15 protein-coding genes and 2 pseudogenes are annotated in these 15052 nt (G+C 71.0%); 5 read left to right on the top strand and 12 right to left on the bottom strand.

All coding sequences use genetic code 11. The annotated features are described in order from the left end of the window. Positions 1 to 36 precede the first annotated feature (36 nt). From def to csrA, 7 genes and pseudogenes are all read right to left on the bottom strand, one after another. Complete coding sequence (def, locus tag VE326_11935; protein HYJ33918.1) at positions 37 to 570, bottom strand: peptide deformylase; 534 nt, start codon at positions 568 to 570, stop codon at positions 37 to 39. Between the two features lies 1 nt (position 571). Continuing rightward, the gene (gene yajC, locus VE326_11930; GenBank protein ID HYJ33917.1) at positions 572 to 898 is read right to left on the bottom strand and encodes a preprotein translocase subunit YajC; all 327 of its coding nucleotides are present in this window, start codon (positions 896 to 898) and stop codon (positions 572 to 574) included. Positions 899 to 901: 3 nt separating this feature from the next. After that, positions 902 to 2119: a tRNA guanosine(34) transglycosylase Tgt gene (gene tgt, locus VE326_11925; protein HYJ33916.1), complete on the bottom strand. Its 1218-nt coding sequence runs from the start codon at positions 2117 to 2119 to the stop codon at positions 902 to 904. Beyond that, positions 2109 to 3530: a sigma-54 dependent transcriptional regulator gene (locus VE326_11920; GenBank protein HYJ33915.1), complete on the bottom strand. Its 1422-nt coding sequence runs from the start codon at positions 3528 to 3530 to the stop codon at positions 2109 to 2111. Before VE326_11920 ends, tgt begins: the two co-directional genes overlap by 11 nt. Beyond that, positions 3502 to 4698: an ATP-binding protein gene (locus VE326_11915; protein HYJ33914.1), complete on the bottom strand. Its 1197-nt coding sequence runs from the start codon at positions 4696 to 4698 to the stop codon at positions 3502 to 3504. The genes VE326_11920 and VE326_11915 overlap by 29 nt, the downstream gene beginning before the upstream one ends. A 282-nt stretch (positions 4699 to 4980) precedes the next feature. Further along, positions 4981 to 5316: a hypothetical protein gene (locus VE326_11910; GenBank protein ID HYJ33913.1), complete on the bottom strand. Its 336-nt coding sequence runs from the start codon at positions 5314 to 5316 to the stop codon at positions 4981 to 4983. A gap of 121 nt (positions 5317 to 5437) precedes the next feature. After that, positions 5438 to 5608 (bottom strand): annotated as a pseudogene (gene csrA / locus VE326_11905) (carbon storage regulator CsrA). A 309-nt stretch (positions 5609 to 5917) separates the two neighbouring features. Between csrA and VE326_11900 the strand changes: the two are divergent. Further along, positions 5918 to 6862, top strand: coding sequence for a hypothetical protein (locus VE326_11900; protein ID HYJ33912.1), 945 nt, complete (start codon positions 5918 to 5920; stop codon positions 6860 to 6862). A 16-nt stretch (positions 6863 to 6878) separates the two neighbouring features. On the opposite strand, the gene trpA is transcribed toward VE326_11900, so the two are convergent. The 4 genes and pseudogenes from trpA to VE326_11880 form a co-directional block, all read right to left on the bottom strand. Beyond that, on the bottom strand, positions 6879 to 7679 hold the full coding sequence (gene trpA / locus VE326_11895; protein HYJ33911.1) for a tryptophan synthase subunit alpha: 801 nt from the start codon (positions 7677 to 7679) through the stop codon (positions 6879 to 6881). Between the two features lie 2 nt (positions 7680 to 7681). Beyond that, positions 7682 to 8707 (bottom strand): tetratricopeptide repeat protein, encoded by a 1026-nt coding sequence (locus tag VE326_11890; protein ID HYJ33910.1) that lies wholly within the window; start codon positions 8705 to 8707, stop codon positions 7682 to 7684. A gap of 682 nt (positions 8708 to 9389) precedes the next feature. Continuing rightward, positions 9390 to 9968: pseudogene (locus VE326_11885) on the bottom strand (ADP-ribosylation factor-like protein). A 249-nt stretch (positions 9969 to 10217) separates the two neighbouring features. Beyond that, positions 10218 to 10526: a hypothetical protein gene (locus VE326_11880; protein ID HYJ33909.1), complete on the bottom strand. Its 309-nt coding sequence runs from the start codon at positions 10524 to 10526 to the stop codon at positions 10218 to 10220. Positions 10527 to 10745: 219 nt separating this feature from the next. On the opposite strand from VE326_11880, the gene VE326_11875 reads away from it, so the two are divergent. From VE326_11875 to VE326_11860, 4 genes are all read left to right on the top strand, one after another. Next, a complete protein-coding gene (locus VE326_11875) occupies positions 10746 to 10946 on the top strand; it encodes a hypothetical protein (GenBank protein ID HYJ33908.1) in 201 nt (66 codons plus the stop codon). Positions 10947 to 11125: 179 nt separating this feature from the next. Then, entirely contained in the window at positions 11126 to 12055 is a 930-nt protein-coding gene (locus VE326_11870; GenBank protein HYJ33907.1) for a lysophospholipid acyltransferase family protein, read from the top strand. Then, complete coding sequence (locus VE326_11865) at positions 12045 to 13220, top strand: glycosyltransferase family 4 protein (protein ID HYJ33906.1); 1176 nt, start codon at positions 12045 to 12047, stop codon at positions 13218 to 13220. The genes VE326_11870 and VE326_11865 overlap by 11 nt, the downstream gene beginning before the upstream one ends. Continuing rightward, positions 13220 to 14575, top strand: coding sequence for an MFS transporter (locus tag VE326_11860; protein HYJ33905.1), 1356 nt, complete (start codon positions 13220 to 13222; stop codon positions 14573 to 14575). The genes VE326_11865 and VE326_11860 overlap by 1 nt, the downstream gene beginning before the upstream one ends. 25 nt (positions 14576 to 14600) lie before the next feature. Here the strand turns inward: VE326_11860 and VE326_11855 are convergent. Beyond that, positions 14601 to 15052: hypothetical protein (locus VE326_11855; protein HYJ33904.1), on the bottom strand; the 452-nt coding region annotated here is incomplete at its 5' end.

Below are 15052 nucleotides of genomic sequence, written 5' to 3'. Positions count from 1 at the left end.
CGGGTGGAGGGCGGAGGCCGGTCGGCCGCACGCCGGTCAGAGCGAGGAGCGGGAGCCCTCGGCGTCCATCGCATGGACGGGCGCCTGGAAGCGCTTCAAGCGCGCCTCGAGGAGCTTCCGCTTGATCGGGCTCAAGCGGTCGAGGAAGAGGATGCCGTCCAGGTGATCCAGCTCGTGCTGGATCGCGCGGGCGAGGAGTCCCTCGGCTTCGAGCGTGAAGGGGCGGCCGGTCTCGTCCGTGGCCTGGACCTCGATCGCGGCCCAGCGCTTCACGTCCTCGCGATACCCGGGGATGCTCAGGCACCCCTCCTCGCCGTTCATCGTCCCCTCGCGCTTCGTGATCACCGGGTTCACGAACGCCTGCTTCGTGCGTCCGGCGTCGTCTTCGACGTCCACGACGAAGACGCGCGTCGACTCGCCCACCTGCGGCGCCGCCAGACCGACCCCCTTCTCGCGGTACATCACGTCGAAGAGATCGGCCACGAGCGCGGCCAGCTCGGGCCCCGCCTGGGCGGGCGCGGCTTTCCGGCGCAGCACCGGATCGCCGTAGTAGCGGAGACTCCGCGCCACTTCAGCTCCCGCGCTCCACGACCTGGACGATCGCCTGCTTGGAGAACTCCATCTTCACGTCCTCCGCCACGCGGAGCACGACCACGTCGTCCTTCCCGCCCGTTCCGATCACGGTGCCGTAGACGCCGCCGGAGGTGAGGACGCGGTCCCCCTTCCGGATCGACGCCAGCATCTGCTCGGCCTCCTTCTGCTTCTTCTGCTGGGGGCGGATGATGAGGAAGTAGAAGATTCCGATCGTGATCGCGAGGATCGCGACCATGTGCAGCATCTGATCGGCGGGCGACGGCGCGGCAACCGGCGCGGCCTGCGCGTAGACGGCATCCAGCATGGATTACTCCTGGGCCTCGGGCGGGGAGGCGTCGTCCCGGCGCGCGCGATAGCGGCGGCGGAACTCGCGCTCGTACACGTCGAAGGCGCCGCGATCGATCGCCTCGCGCGCCTCGTTCATCAGTGTCTGGTAAAACGTCACGTTGTGCAAGGTCAGCATTCGGTGGGCCAGGATCTCCCCCGCCTGATGCAGGTGCCGCAGATAGGCGCGCGTGAAGCGCGCGCACGCCGCGCAGGCGCAGCGCGGATCGAGCGGCAGGGGCGAGCGCGCGTGGGCCGCGTTCCGGATGTTGAGGGTGCCCTCCGACGTGAACGCCATCCCGTTCCGCGCGTTCCGCGTCGGGAGCACGCAGTCGAAGAGATCCACCCCGGAGGCGATGCCGTCGAGCAGATCCTCGGGCGTGCCCATGCCCATGAGATAGCGCGGCCGGTCGGCCGGGAGCGCTTCGTTCGCGCCGCGCGCCGACGCCCACGTCTCCGCCTTGGTCTCGCCCAGGGAAAGCCCGCCGATCGCGAACCCGTCGCACGGGAGGGCGGCCGTGCGCGCCGCCATCTCCGCCCGCAGCGCCGGATCGCCCCCGCCCTGCACGATCGCGAAGTGGAGCTGCGGGAGGCCGGCGGGCGTGGTGAGCGACGCCGCGCGCGCCAGCGAGCGCTCGGTCCAGCGGAGCGTCCGCTCGGCCCCGTCCCGCACGTCGGCCTCGGGCGCCGGGAGCGGCACGGCATGGTCCAGCGTCACCGCGATGTCGGGCCCGAGATCGGCCTGGATCTCCATGGCCCTCTCGGGCGAGAGGAACTCGAGGGCGCCGTCCAGGTGGGAGCGGAACTCCACCCCCTCCTCCGAGATCCGCACCCGCTCCTTCAGGCTCACCATCTGATAGCCGCCGCTGTCGGTGAGGATCGCGCCGTCCCACCCCATGAACGCGTGAAGGCCGCCCAGCTCGCGCACGAGCGCGGCGCCGGGTCGGAGCATCAGGTGATAGGTATTCGCGAGGAGGATCTGCGTGCCGGCCGCGCGGATCTCGTCGGGAGCGAGCCCCTTCACGCTCCCGGCCGTGCCGACGGGCATGAACGCGGGGGTGCGCACGACGCCGTGGCCGGTGGCGAGGAGTCCGGCGCGCGGGGACGCCGGGCCGCCGCGCTCCAGGCGGAAGGGATTCGGTTGGGGCTGCGGCCGGGGGCTGCTTCCGGGGCCGGGCGCCGGCGCCGGCTCAGCCGTCATGGCCCCCCGGGGCTTCCATCCGGTACTCCTTGAGCTTCGTGCGGAGCGTCTGGCGCGAGATCCCGAGCGCCTCCGCCGCGCGCGTCTTGTTGCCGCCCGCCTGCCCCAGCGCCATCTCGATCGCGATCTGCTCCGCCTTCGCCAGCGTGAGGACGCCCGCGTCCACGTGGAGACGCGTCTCGAGCACCTTGGGGGCCGACCCGCCCGCGCCCACGATCTCGAGCGGCAGGTGCTCCGGCAGGATCCACTCCTCGCTCTCGAGGAGGACGGCGCGCTCGATCACGTTCTTCAGCTCGCGCACGTTCCCCGGCCAGCGGTAGGCCAGCATCAGGGCGAGCGCGTCCTCGTTCGGCCCCTTCACCCGCTTCCCGAACTCCCGGTTGAAGTGATCCACGAAGTGGTCGATCAACGACTGGAGGTCGCCGGTGCGCTCCCGGAGGGGCGGCACGGGAACGCGGATCACCGCGAGCCGGAAGTAGAGATCCTCCCGGAATTTTCCCTGGTCCACCATGACCTTGAGGTCGCGGTTCGTCGCCGCGACGACGCGGATGTCGACCGACACGTCGGTCTCGCCGCCCAGCCGGCGAAAGCGCCGCTGCTCCAGCGCGCGCAGGAGCCGGGCCTGAAGGTTCGCCTGCATCTCCCCGATCTCGTCGAGGAACAGCGTCCCCCCGTTCGCCTGCTCCATGACGCCGCGCCGCCGGCCCTTGGAATCGGTGTAGGCGCCCTTCTCGCTCCCGAACAGCTCCCCTTCGAGCAGCGACTCGGGGAAGGCGCTGCAGTTCACCGCCACGAACGGGCCCTCGCGGCGCGCGCTCAGGTCGTGGATCTCCCGGGCGACGAGCTCCTTGCCGACGCCGGTCTCCCCCTCGAGCAGGATGGTGCTGCTCCCGCTCTGCGTGACCTTCTTCATCGTGCCGAAGATCTTCTCCATGGCGGGGCTGCCGCCGGAGACGATCGTCGAGCCGGCGCGCCGGCGCTCCGCCGCTTTCAGGCGCGCCACCTCGTCGCGAGCGGTCGCCAGCTCGAGCGCGTTGGAGAGCACCAGCTTGATGTGGTCCAGCTCGAACGGCTTCCCGATGTAGTCGTAGCAGCCGGCTCGCGCCGCCTCGACCGCGTTCTCGAACTTGCCGTACGCCGTCATGATCACCACCGGAAGCTCCGGCCGCTTCGTCTTGATCTTCCGGAGCACCTCGATCCCGTTGGAGTCGGGAAGCTTCTGATCGAGCAGGACCAGCTGGAAGTCGCCGGTCTCGACCTTGGAGAGCGCCTCGGCGCCATCCGACGCCGTCTCGACGCGGTAGCCCTCTTCCGAGAGGCTCTCGCTGAGCGTGAAGCGGAGCGAGCGTTCGTCATCCACCACGAGCACGCCGGCGGACGGCTTAGCGAGGATCGGTGCGTCGGTCTCCATGTCGTTTCTCCACGGGAAGGTCGATCGTGACGGTGGTCCCCTGTCCGACGGTGCTCTCGACGGTGATCACGCCTCCGTGCTCGCGCACGATGGTCTGGCAGATGGAAAGCCCCAGGCCGCTCCCCTGGGCACGGGTCGTGAAGAAGGGATCGAAGACGCGGGCCAGCGTGGCCGCCGGGATCCCGGGGCCGTTGTCCTGCACGCGGATCTCGACGACCTCCTGCTCCGGGATCGGCCGCGCCGACTCCAGGCGGTCGGAGGCCCGCCGGCCGATGGCGCTCCGCTCCACCAGCCGCTTCCGCTTCACGCCGATCCCGACCTTGATCTCGCCGCCGTCGGGCATCGCCTGGATCGCGTTCTTCACGACGTTCACGAGCACCTGGAGGATCTGGTCGACGTCGACGTAGATCTCGGGAACGCGCTCGGCGCGGTCGGCGACCAGCGACACCTTCTGCCGCACCGCCGGCTCGTGCATCAGCGTGATCGCCTTCTCCAGCGCGGGCAGCAGCGACTGCCGGGCCAGCTTGGGCGTGGCGGGGCGCGCGAACTGGAGCAGGCTCTCCACGATCCGGTCGAGGCGCGCCACCTCCTCGACGATGAGCGTGGCGAAGGAGGCGCGCGGATCCCCCGCCGGAAGCCTGCGCGCGAGAATCTGCGCCGAGGCGCCGATCCCGGCGAGCGGGTTTCGGATCTCGTGCGCCACGCCGGCGGCCAGCGCGCCCAGCGAGGCCAGGCGGTCCCGGCGGCGCCACTGCTCGTCGCGCGACTTCTCGCCGCGAAGGTCCACGAAGAGGGCGAGGGTCCCGCCGAGCGCTCCCGACTCGGTCTCGAGGGGAAGCAGGCGGAGCGAGATCGGGAGGGCGTCCTGGTTCTTGGTCGCCACCTCGACCTCGCGCGGCTCCTCCGGCGCGGCGCACGCGCCCGGAAGGACGTGCCCGTCTCCCTTCGGCGCCCGGAAATGGAGCGAGGCCGGCTCCTGGAGCATCTCCTCGGCCGCATAGCCGAGGAGCCGGCAGGCGGTCTCGTTCACCGCGACCACCCGTCCCTCGCGGTCCACCGCCAGAACCCCGAAGGGCGCATAGCGATAGAGACTCTCGGCCACGGCCCGCGCCGGGCGCAGCCGGGGCCTGGTCGCGGGGGAAAGATCGGTGGCGGGGCGGGGTCTCACGAAGCGGCGTCCAGGCCGATCGTCGGCGTCATCCCTGAGCCAATCTCCGCTTGTGGATTCTGGTTACGGGAGCGGCTACATCTTTACCAGCGGCCCTCGGGAGGGGTCAAGCGGAATCAGGCGAGGTTCTTCCGGGCGGCGCGGTGGAGGATGAGCGTGGCCAGGGTGCGGCGCACCTCGGGGCGGTCGTAGTAGCCCTGGCGGATGCGGCGACGGGCGCGCTCCACCGGCGTTTCGGTGCTTTCGGAATCGAGCAGGTCGCTCTTCGATTCGGAGCGGCGTTTAGTTGATGTTTGAGGCACGGGTGCGGTCCCTCCGGAGCTCCGCGAGCGCTTCCACCCAGGAATCCTTCAGCATCAGGAGATTCTCGAAGGCATCGTCGAAATCACCCCGCTCGAGCTGCGCGAGACAGGCGTCGAAGTGCGCCAGGACCCGCGCTCCCGCGCCGCGCCCACCCGAGTTCAGGCAGCGCATCAGCTCGAGAACCGAGCGCTCGGCCACCGGACGGTTTCCCTCGCCCACGTAGCGGAGCGCGCAGTCGAAGAGCGCGGTGACCTCCTCGCCGCGGACCAGCCACTCCTCGCTCTCAGGCTCGCGAGGCGCCTTCACCGTTCGCATCGCCCTTCCCCTCCGTGGCGTGAGGCGCGCTGTCCGATCCGTTGGCGGACTGCGAGGCATCCGTTCCCGCGCTTCCCGGAGCGGCGCCCGGCTGGGCCCCCGCCGCGGCCTGGGCCTGATTCCGGCGGTTCTCCTGCTGGATCCGCTCGTAGATCTCTTCGCGGTGCACCTTCACGCTCGGAGGCGCGTCGATGCCCAGCTTCACGTGGTTTCCCTTCACTTCCACGATGGTGATCTTGACGTCGTCACCGATCCGGATGTTCTCGCCGAGCTTCCGCGTCAAGAGGAGCATCGTGCCCTCGCACCTCCGGCTTCCTGCCGGACGGGGTTCCTGCCACGACCGCCGCGCCTCGTGCGCGGGGCCGCTCGGACCTCGTTCCTGTGATCGGCAATGGGGGTGGGCATCTGAACGCGAAAGGGCACCGTACGGCGACCGGGCGCCTCACCGCGTCGCTCGATGGCGGCGGCGAAGCGGCAAGGAAGGGGCGGCGCGAAACCCGAACCGCCGAGCGGTTCGATTCAGCCACCGCTCGGGGCTCACGACCCGCCGTAACCTGTCGATACCTTGAGGATGGGCACTGGCACTGATAAGATGGAATGCGTGATCCCCGGCACAAAGCGGCTCTGGACGCGGCGCGCAGCGGCGCTGGTGGCAGCGCTGAGCCTCACGCTGGTGGGCTGCGACTCCGGCCAGATCGCGGCCCCCGTGAATACGGGCGTTCAATGGAGCCGGATCACGAACCCCTCGACGAACCCCTTGGCCAGCTATCCCGACTGGCGAGGGGACCGGATCGCGTTCTCCTTCTCCGATGGCACCCACGCGAACATCGCCACCTGCCGGCCGGACGGCTCGGACATGACCTATCTCTCCAAGGGCGCGTCGGAGGACCAGCTGGAGGCGAGGTGGGCGGACGACTCGGTCCTGATCTACAGGCTGCGATCCTCGTCCTCCACGACCGGGTACGACTTGTGGTTACGCAATCTCGCGACCGATGAGATCCGGCAGCTGACCGCGTTCGCGGGCAGCGAGACCTCGCCCGCGCCGCGTCCCGGGACGACGGGGCTGGTGTACACGCAGCAGCAAGCCAAGGGTCGCCTCGTCCTGATTCCCGATTACACGGTCGCCACTCCGGAGCAGATTTACCTCACAGGCGCGACGCAGGACTGTGGCGAGGCGGCATGGGACGCGGCGGGGCAACGGATTTGCTTCACGGCGGACAGCTCGACGTACCGGCACGTCTGGATGCTCACGCTGGCGGCAGGAGACAGCACGCCGGTTCAGCTGACGACCGGGCCCTACTTCGACATGACACCCCGGTTCAGCTCCGACGGTACCCGCATTCTGTTCGCGTCGAACAAACGGACGGGACGCCCCGGGATCTGGACCATCTCGCCATCAGGAGCCGCATCCAGCCTCAAGGCGGTTGCCTTCGGCGACATCGGCTCGGTTGTGGCCACCCCCTGCTGGTCGCCCGATGAGACCAGGATCGTGACGGTGTCGACCAGCGGCGGTCAGGCCCTCTGGGTGCTCTCGAACCTTCCCTAGCCGCGCCTCTCAGCCCTCATCCCAGGGACTCCATCTTCATCCGGAAAGCATGGACGTGCTCGACGAGCGTCCGTTCGCGCGCGGCCGCATCCGGCTCGCGCAGCATCGGCTCGAGCAGCCCCGAGCCGACGATGACCCCCTCGGCCCGCCCGCGATACGGCGCGAGATCGCTCTCGAGCGACATGCCGAAGCCGATCGCCCGCGGCAGGGGCGATAGCCCGCGGCACCGATCGAGGAGCGCCGCCGTATCGGGATCGGCTCCTCCCGCGCCGGTGACGCCGAGGCGCGCGACCACGTAGAGAAAGCCGCGGGCCCGCGCCGCGATGGTCGGAAGGCGCGCGGGCGCGGTGGTCGGGGTGGCGAGCGCGATCGTGTCGATCCCCGCTTCCACAATCGTTTCCCACGTCTCCGGATCTTCCTCGGGCGGGAGGTCCACCAGGATCACGCCGTCCACGCCCGACGCCGCGGCGTCCCGGGCGAAGCGCGACACCCCGTAGCGATGGATCGGATTCAGGTAGGACATGAGGACGATCGGGGTCCCGTGCGCCGCGCGGAGGGTGGCGGCCTGCCGCATCGCGCTCGCGAGCGTCGCGCCGCCCTCCAGCGCGATCTGGGTCGCGCGCTGGATGACCGGTCCGTCCGCGACGGGATCCGAAAAGGGGACCCCCAGCTCCAGCACGTCCGCTCCCGCTTCGCAGGCGGCGCCCGCGAGGCGGTCCGATTCCGCGAGGTCGGGATAGCCGGAGGCGAGGTAGGCGATGAAGGCGCCGCGGCGCTCGCGCCGGGCCGCATCGAACGCGCGCCCGACGCCCGGCACGGTCAGCCGTTCAGCGCGGCGGCGCGCCGATAGGCCTCGCGCGCCAGCGCGGGGAGCTCTTTCTTGTCGTAGGCGACGCCGAGCAGGTGGTGCGGGCGGGGATCGTCGGGGTTCAGCCGCGCGGCGGTCTCGAGCGCGAGGATCGCCTGGTCCACGGCGTCCTGGCGGTTGTAGGCGACCCCCAGCTGATAGTGGAGGCGCGCGTCGTCGGGCTGGTGCTCGACCGCCTGCCGGAGCGAGCCGACCGCGCGGCCGTACTTCCCCACGCGGATGTGGAGGAGCGCCAGCGCGTACAGGCTCTCCACGTTCGCGGGGTCGAGCCGAACCGAGGCCTCGAGCATCGTCTCGGCCTGCTCCAGCTCCTGGTCGGCGAGGAGGGCCCAGCCCAGGTTGAAGTGCGCCTCGCTCGAGTCGGGGGCGAGCTCGACCGAGCGGCGGAACGACTCGATCGCCTCGGCGCGCATCCCCTCTTCGTGATAGAGCACGCCCAGGTTCGAATGCGCCTCGGCGCACGCGGGATCGGCCTGCACCGCGCGAAGAAGCGCCTGGAGCGCGCCGCGGCGATCGCCCAGGTCGGCCCGCGCCAGCCCCAGGTTCACCCAGGCGCGCACGCGCGTGGGGTCGAGCCGCACCGTCTCTTCATAGGCGCGGCGGGCCGCCTCGAGCTGTCCCTGGCGCGCGCCGTGCAGCCCCGCGCGGTACCACGCATCCGCGTCCCCCGGGCCGTACTCCAGCGCCTGCCGGAAGACGAGGTCCGCCTCCTCGAAGGCTCCGCCCCTGGAGAGGAGATCGGCGAGCGTTCCGAGAAGGCCGACGTGCCGCGGATGGGCGAGGGTTCCCTGGCGGAGGATGTCGATCGCACGATCGCGCTGCCCCTCGAGGGAGAAGATGCGCGCCGCCTGAAGCGCGTGCTCGGGGTCGGCCGCGCCGCGGGCGAGGTTCTCGGCGACGGTGAGGCTCTCGGCCCGCGTCGATTCGGCGCCGGCGAGGGTTCCTTCGGGGACGGAGATGGGAATGGCGCGATCCACCGCCGCAGCCTAGGAATCGGGCGCGTTCCCGTCAACGAAAAAGGCCCGCGGAGCGGGCCTGTATACGATTTTTCGTCGCGCGGCGCGCGAACGGTCAGACGGGATCGAGGTCGCGCATGTGGGTGTGCCGCGCCTTGGCCGCTTTCGGCTCGCCGTCGACCACGTCGATCGTGAACTCGAAGGTGACGCGCAGGCGGCCCGTGCGCGGGAGCGAACCCAGGTCGATCGGAACGACGATCGACTTTCCGCCCGCCGACGAGACGGTGGAGCGCTCCGCCTCGTACGACGACTCGCGCTCGATCTCCCCATCGCTCAGGATTCCGTCCTCGTCGCGGGAGCGGACGATGCCGTCGTCCTTGGCGCGGACGATCTGCGGCTCCTCGGGCTCGACCACGAGATCCTGATCGCCGAGCACCATCTCCTCGCGCGGCGGCGGGATCGAAGCGGGAGGAGGATCCGCGAACGGGTTCCGCTCGAGGTACATCGGCGCCGGCGCCTCCTCGACGAGGGCGTCCTCGGAGAGCATCGGCGCTTCCTGCGCCGGCTCGGGCTCCGGCTTGGGCTTTCCGCCGCGCTTCAGCGCCTGCAGGATCCCGGGCTTGGCGGGACGCTCTTCGGCCGCGGCAGGCTCCGCCTTGGATCCGCGCGGCGCGCCGAGCCCCTTGTCCTTCTCCACGACGTCCTTCGAGATCTTGGAGAGGAGCAGCTTCGAGACGCCGCGCAGCGTCTCGAAGACGCCGGTCCCGTTCGCCGCCTGCGCCTCGTAGGTCGGAACGTTCCAGCGGTTCAGCTCCTTGTTCATCTGGTCCGTGGAGAGCGCGTCCGGAAGGTCCCGCTTGTTGAACTGGATCACCCACGGGATGGTCTTGAGGTCGAGGCCGTAGGACTTCAAGTTCTGCTCGAGGTTGGTCAGGCTCTCCCGGTTCTCGGCCATCTTGTCGGGACTGGAGTCGGCGACGAAGACGACGGCGTCCACGCCCTTCAGCACGAGCTTCCGCGTGGCGTTGTAGTAGACCTGGCCCGGAACGGTGTAGAGGAGGAAGCGCGTCTTCATGCCCGACAGCTCGCCCAGATCGAGCGGGAGCAGGTCGAAGAAGAGCGTCCGGTCGGTCTGCGTCTTCATGGAAACCATGCGGCCGCGATTGGACTCGGGGACGCTGTCGTAGATCTTTTCGAGATTGGTCGTCTTGCCGCTCAGACCCGGGCCGTAGTAGACGATCTTGGCGTTGATCTCCCGTCCCGAATAGCTGACCACGACCATGGCTGGGCTCCCGGCTTGAAATGTGCGTTTCGGGTGCGAGGCGCGGTCGCCTGTCCTGGCGCCGGCCGCAGGCCTGATGAGCACGAGACGTGCCAGGACGAGCCGGAGAGGAGGATGGTCCGGCGGAGCCTCGTGGCCGCAAGTGATTGCGCGGCCATGGGATCGCCCGGGAGGGCCGGAAGCGGCCGGGGGAGCGTGCGGGCGGGGGTACGGATCGTGCGGATCGCACGATCGCAAGGGCTTACAGGGTCAGCGCCCCCTCGCCTCGCGGCGGATCCAGATCCCCTGGCGCTCCCGGAACTGGAGACCCGGAGCACCGGGCTCGTGGACCGACTCGTAGTGCCGGAGCAGCAGATTTTTTAGCTCCGAACATTCCTGGGTCGGAAAATAGCGGTTCACCTTGCTGAACATGCCGTCGCTTTCCGAGTAGCGGAGCAGCGTCACCTCGGTGACCCGCTCGTACTGATTCTCCCCGTAGGCCACCTCGGGGTTTTCGTCCACGTCGATCCAGAGCGACGCCACGCTCCGCGCGACGTCGAACCGGTGCTTGTTGCGCATCAGGAATTCCCAGAGACCGTAAATCTCCAGAGGGACGTAGCGGACGCTTCCGGCGTCTTCACCCGGTTTCCGCAACTCGCAGCGTACGAGTTTTTGACTGGCCATCCCCTCACCCCTGCCCGTGGAAGCCGCCGATGGCACACGTCATGCAACCTCCGAAACGGAGCCGGAATCGCACCGGGACCAAGGCTCGAGACCCAGCGAGCCCCGGAGGACCGCATGAAACGCACCGTGATTTCCACCGCCCCGTGGTTCCTCGCGCGGCTGACCCCCGAAGTCTATTGCCGCCGCGAAAATCGCATGGTCGCATCGTGTCCCGAAGCGCAGCGCGCCGAGGCGTGTCCTTGCCTGCACGGCGTGGAAACCGCCGACGCGCTCTTCGAGCCGAATACGGGCGGCGAAAACGACCCGACGCCCTGACTGCGCGATCGACCACATGGTGCTGAGCGGGGAGGCCCCGCCACTCTAGTCAGGGCGCCCCGGCGAGTCAAATGTTTCGGGCTCGGAAGCCCGCCGCCGGACGGGCGATACCCGGACGGGCGACACCGCGCCGCCCGGCGCGCCTTGACAGGCCGGATTCGCCTTCTATAGTTGCCGCGGTGACGGTCCCCGACGACGCCTCACGAGAAACGCCGGCACTCGCCCGCATCCTCCTCCGCATCGCGCTCGGCCTGGCGGGCCGGATTCCACCCTCGTTCGCCAACGCCGCCTCCGCGGCCGTCGCCTCGCTCGAGTACCGCCTGAGCCCGACGCGGCGCGAAGCGGTGCACGCGAACCTCCGGGAGATCGCGCGCGCGGGGCATCCCCTGCTCGCGCGCCCCGCGGACCGGGAGCGCTGCGCGCGGTCCGTCTTTCGCGCCTATCATCGCCACCTCGCCGAGTTCCTCGGCCAGGGCCGCCTTTCGCCGAGCGCGTGGGACGCGCGCTTCCGCTTCGAGGGGACCGAGCACCTCTACCGGGCCGCGGCCGCGGGACGGGGTGCCGTGATCGCGGCATCGCACCTGGGCAACTGGGAGCTTGGCGGCCTGGCCCTCGCCCGGCTCGGCTTTCGCGTCCACGTGGTCACCGGGACCCAGTGGAACCCGCTGCTCCACGGCGCGGTGCGCGAGCTGAAGGAACGCTCCGGCATCGCGGTGAGCACGCCCGAAGACGGGTTCACCCCGCTGATCGCGACGCTGCGTCAGGGCGGGCTCGTGGTGCTGCTCGTGGACGGCGACGTCTACACGAGGGGCCTGACCGCGCGGTTCTTCGGGCGCGCCGTTTCCTTTCCCGCCGGCCCGGCGCTCCTGGCACGCCGCGCGGGCGCGCCGCTCCTCCACGCGCATGCGGCGCGGGAAGCGGGCGGGCACCGCGTCGTTTTCGACGGCGCCGATCTCCCCGACCGCGCGATTCCGCTCGGGCGCGATCTGGAGCGCCTGACCGCGCGGGTCGCCGCGGCGCAGGAGCGGAACATCGCCGCGCACGTGGGCGAATGGTGCATCTTCCGCCCCTTCTTCGGAGCCTCGGGGGCGCCGGCCGATGCCGCTTAGGATCGCGATCGTCACGCAGGCCTACCATCCCACGGTGGGCGGCGTCACCCAGCACGTGGACGGGACCGCCGCGGCGCTGCGCGCGCGCGGCCATCACGTCACCATCGTCACGTCGCGCCATCCGGGGACGAACGGCGCCGAGCCGGGCGTCTTCCGCATGGGCAGGAACTTCACGCTGCTCTACAACGGAGCCGACAACAACATCACGCTCGGTCTCGGGCTCGAGGGGATGCTGCGCGACCATCTCGAGCGCGGCGCCTACGACGTGGTGCACGTGCATTGTCCGCTCTCCCCCAGCCTGCCGATGCTCGCCATCCGTTCGGCGCGGCAGCCGGTGGTGGGAACGTTCCATTCGGTGTCCGACTCCCACGCCGCGTTCCGGATCTTCCGGCCGATCCTGCGTCCGTATTTCGAGCGGCTCGCGCACGTGATCGCAGTCTCCGAAGCCGCGCGGGACGACGTGCTCCGCACGTTCAGGCGCCCCATCTCGGTGGTCCCCAACGGGGTCGACCTCGCGCGCTTCCGTCCCGGCGTGCCGCCGGTCGAGCGCTACGCCGACGGCCGCGCCAATCTTCTCTTCGTGGGGCGGTTCGATCCGCGGAAGGGCCTCCCGGAGCTGCTGGAGGCCTGCGAGCGGCTGGCGGCGCATGGGACCGACTTCCGCCTGATCCTGGTCGGGGACGGCCGGCTCCGGCGCACCCTCGAGCGACGGGCGCGCCGCGCGCTTCCGGGGCGCGTCGTCTTCGAGGGCCAGGTGCCCCACGAGCGGCTGCCGCAGTACTACGCGACCGCCGACCTCTTCTGCTCGCCCGCGCGCGGCTCGGAGAGCTTCGGTCTCGTGCTCCTCGAGGCGATGGCGCTCGGCGTCCCGGTCGTGGCGAGCGACATCCCGGGCTACCGATGCGTCGTGAGCCACGGGGTGGAGGGGCTTCTCACGCCGCCGCGCGACCCCGAGGCGCTTGCGGCCGCGCTCGGGAGCCTGATCGAGGACCCTGCGCGGCGCGCGCGGATGGGAGCCGCCGGGGTGCGCACCGCGGCGCGCTACGGCTGGGACCGGGTGGCGCGCGATCTGGAGCGGATCTACGCCTCGGTGCTGGGCGCCCGCGGCGCGGCGCCGCCGGAGCGGGCGGCGGCCGAGGCGCCGGAGACGCCGGCCGCGGTCTGATGGGAGGAGCGGCATCGCTCCGGCTCTTCCGCGACACGAGCTTCCGGGCCCTCTGGATCGGCCAGGTCGTCTCGGTCTTCGGCGACCGGTTCACCTACCTCGCCCTGCTCGCGGTCGTCATCGAGCACGCGCGCACCCCCGCAAACCCCGCCGCCGAGCTCTCCTGGATCCCGGTCGTCTCCTTCCTTCCGACGATCCTCTTCGGCCCCTGGATCGGGGCGCTCGTCGACACGTGGGACCGGAAGCGCGTCCTGGTCCTCTCCGACGCGGCGCGCGGCATCGTCGCGCTCCTCTTCCTCGTCGTGGTGCCCCGCGCCGGCCTGACCGGAGCCTTCGGGCTCGTCTTCGCGCTCTATGTCGCCAACTCCTTCTTCCTCCCGGCACGCTCGGCGATCCTGCCCGAGATGGTCCCCGAGGACCGCCTGGTCGAGGCGAACTCGCTCGTCACGCTGGCGGGCGTCGGCGCGACGATCGCGGGATCGCTCGCGGGAGGCGTCGCCATCGCCCGCTTCGGCTGGAGAGTGGGATTCGCGCTCGACGCGCTCACCTATTTCGTCTCGGTGGCCGCGCTCCTCTGGATCCGGGTCCCGCCGCGGGTGGCGGTGGCCGCGGGAGAGCGGCACGCCGCGACGGGCGCGGCGGGCGAGACGCTCGCCGCGGTGCCGGCGGTGCCGCGCCCGCCCCAGAGGGCGCGCGATGCCTATCGCGCCCTCTACGCCGACGTGCGCGAGGGCGCCCGCATCACGCTGCACAGCCCCCGCGCCCTGGGCGTGATCGCCGCGACGGGACTGCTCTGGGTGGCGGGGGGAGCCCTTCACGTCGCCGCTCCGATCCTGCTCGCGAGCCGCGGGCGCGGGATCGTGGCCGGCGTGGGCGCGCTGCTCGCCGCGACGGCCACGGGCATGGTGGCGGGGTCCCTCGCGCTGGCGGCGCGCGGCGGCGGCGGCTCACCCTGGGGCCGGACGGCGGCCGGGCTCGCGGGAACGGGAGCGGCGCTCCTCCTCTTCGCGCGCTCGCATCGCACGGGCGCGGACCTCGCGCTCGGCTTCGGGGCCGGGGCCTTCGTGGCGCTCCTGCTCGTCACGACGGAGGCCGCCCTCCAGGGCGCGATCGGCCCCGTGGCGCGGGCGCGGGTCTTCGCGCTGCGCGACTTCACGGCCCGGCTCCTGGTGCTCGCTTCGGCGGGGCTCTGCGGCGTGCTGCTCGGGCGCGGTGTGGTGCGGGCGGAATGGGCGGTCGCGGGAGCGGGCGCGCTGCTCATCGCGGGGGCTCTGACGCTGGCGTTCACGGCGCGGACAAGAGATCGCGGGAAGGGAGCGCGGGCAAGAGATCGCGGGAAGGAAGCGCCGGCCTGAGCGCGGCCCGCGGCCGCGCGGACGTCTAGAAGATCTTCTTCCCCTCCGCCACGATCTCGTTCAGGGCGTCGCGGAAGTACGGAGTGGAGTTGGCGAAGTCGACCCCGACCCGCTCCTTGTAGGTCTCCCACGATTTCTTGATCTCATAGCCGAGCACCGCGACCAGATTCCCGTCGCGGATCCCCCGCTCGCGCTTCTCCCGGTTGTAGATCGCGATGTCCGACGCGAGCACGCGCGCCAGCCGCCGCGCCCGTTCGTGCCGCTGCAGCTCCTCGGGAGAGAGCCCCTCGGGAAGCGTCGTCGCGGAAATGCGCGGTCGATGCGTCTCGTGAGGCGCCGCGGGCTCGTGATGCGCCGTGGGCGCCGCGGGCTCGTGGTGCGCGGGCGGCGCCTGAGGCTCGTGGTGCACGGGCGGCGCCGCGGGCTCGTGGTGCACGGGCGGCGCCGCGGGCTCGTGATGTGCTGGCCCGGGCGGTG

This window comes from Candidatus Binatia bacterium (assembly GCA_035631035.1).
Taxonomy (GTDB): domain Bacteria; phylum Eisenbacteria; class RBG-16-71-46; order SZUA-252; family SZUA-252; genus DASQJL01.
The sequence above is the reverse complement of the archived record's forward strand: the minus strand, read 5'-3'. Positions and strand labels throughout refer to the sequence as shown.

Excerpts from the sequence above, each read along its gene's own strand:
- VE326_11880 (HYJ33909.1), bottom strand. The coding sequence starts at position 10,526 with ATGCGCAACAAGCACCGGTTCGACGTCGCGCGGAGCGTGGCGTCGCTC.
- tgt (HYJ33916.1), bottom strand. The coding sequence starts at position 2,119 with ATGACGGCTGAGCCGGCGCCGGCGCCCGGCCCCGGAAGCAGCCCCCGG.
- VE326_11860 (HYJ33905.1), top strand. The coding sequence starts at position 13,220 with ATGGGAGGAGCGGCATCGCTCCGGCTCTTCCGCGACACGAGCTTCCGG.
- VE326_11910 (HYJ33913.1), bottom strand. The coding sequence starts at position 5,316 with ATGCGAACGGTGAAGGCGCCTCGCGAGCCTGAGAGCGAGGAGTGGCTG.
- VE326_11875 (HYJ33908.1), top strand. The coding sequence starts at position 10,746 with ATGAAACGCACCGTGATTTCCACCGCCCCGTGGTTCCTCGCGCGGCTG.
- VE326_11920 (HYJ33915.1), bottom strand. The coding sequence starts at position 3,530 with ATGGAGACCGACGCACCGATCCTCGCTAAGCCGTCCGCCGGCGTGCTC.
- yajC (HYJ33917.1), bottom strand. The coding sequence starts at position 898 with ATGCTGGATGCCGTCTACGCGCAGGCCGCGCCGGTTGCCGCGCCGTCG.
- VE326_11865 (HYJ33906.1), top strand. The coding sequence starts at position 12,045 with ATGCCGCTTAGGATCGCGATCGTCACGCAGGCCTACCATCCCACGGTG.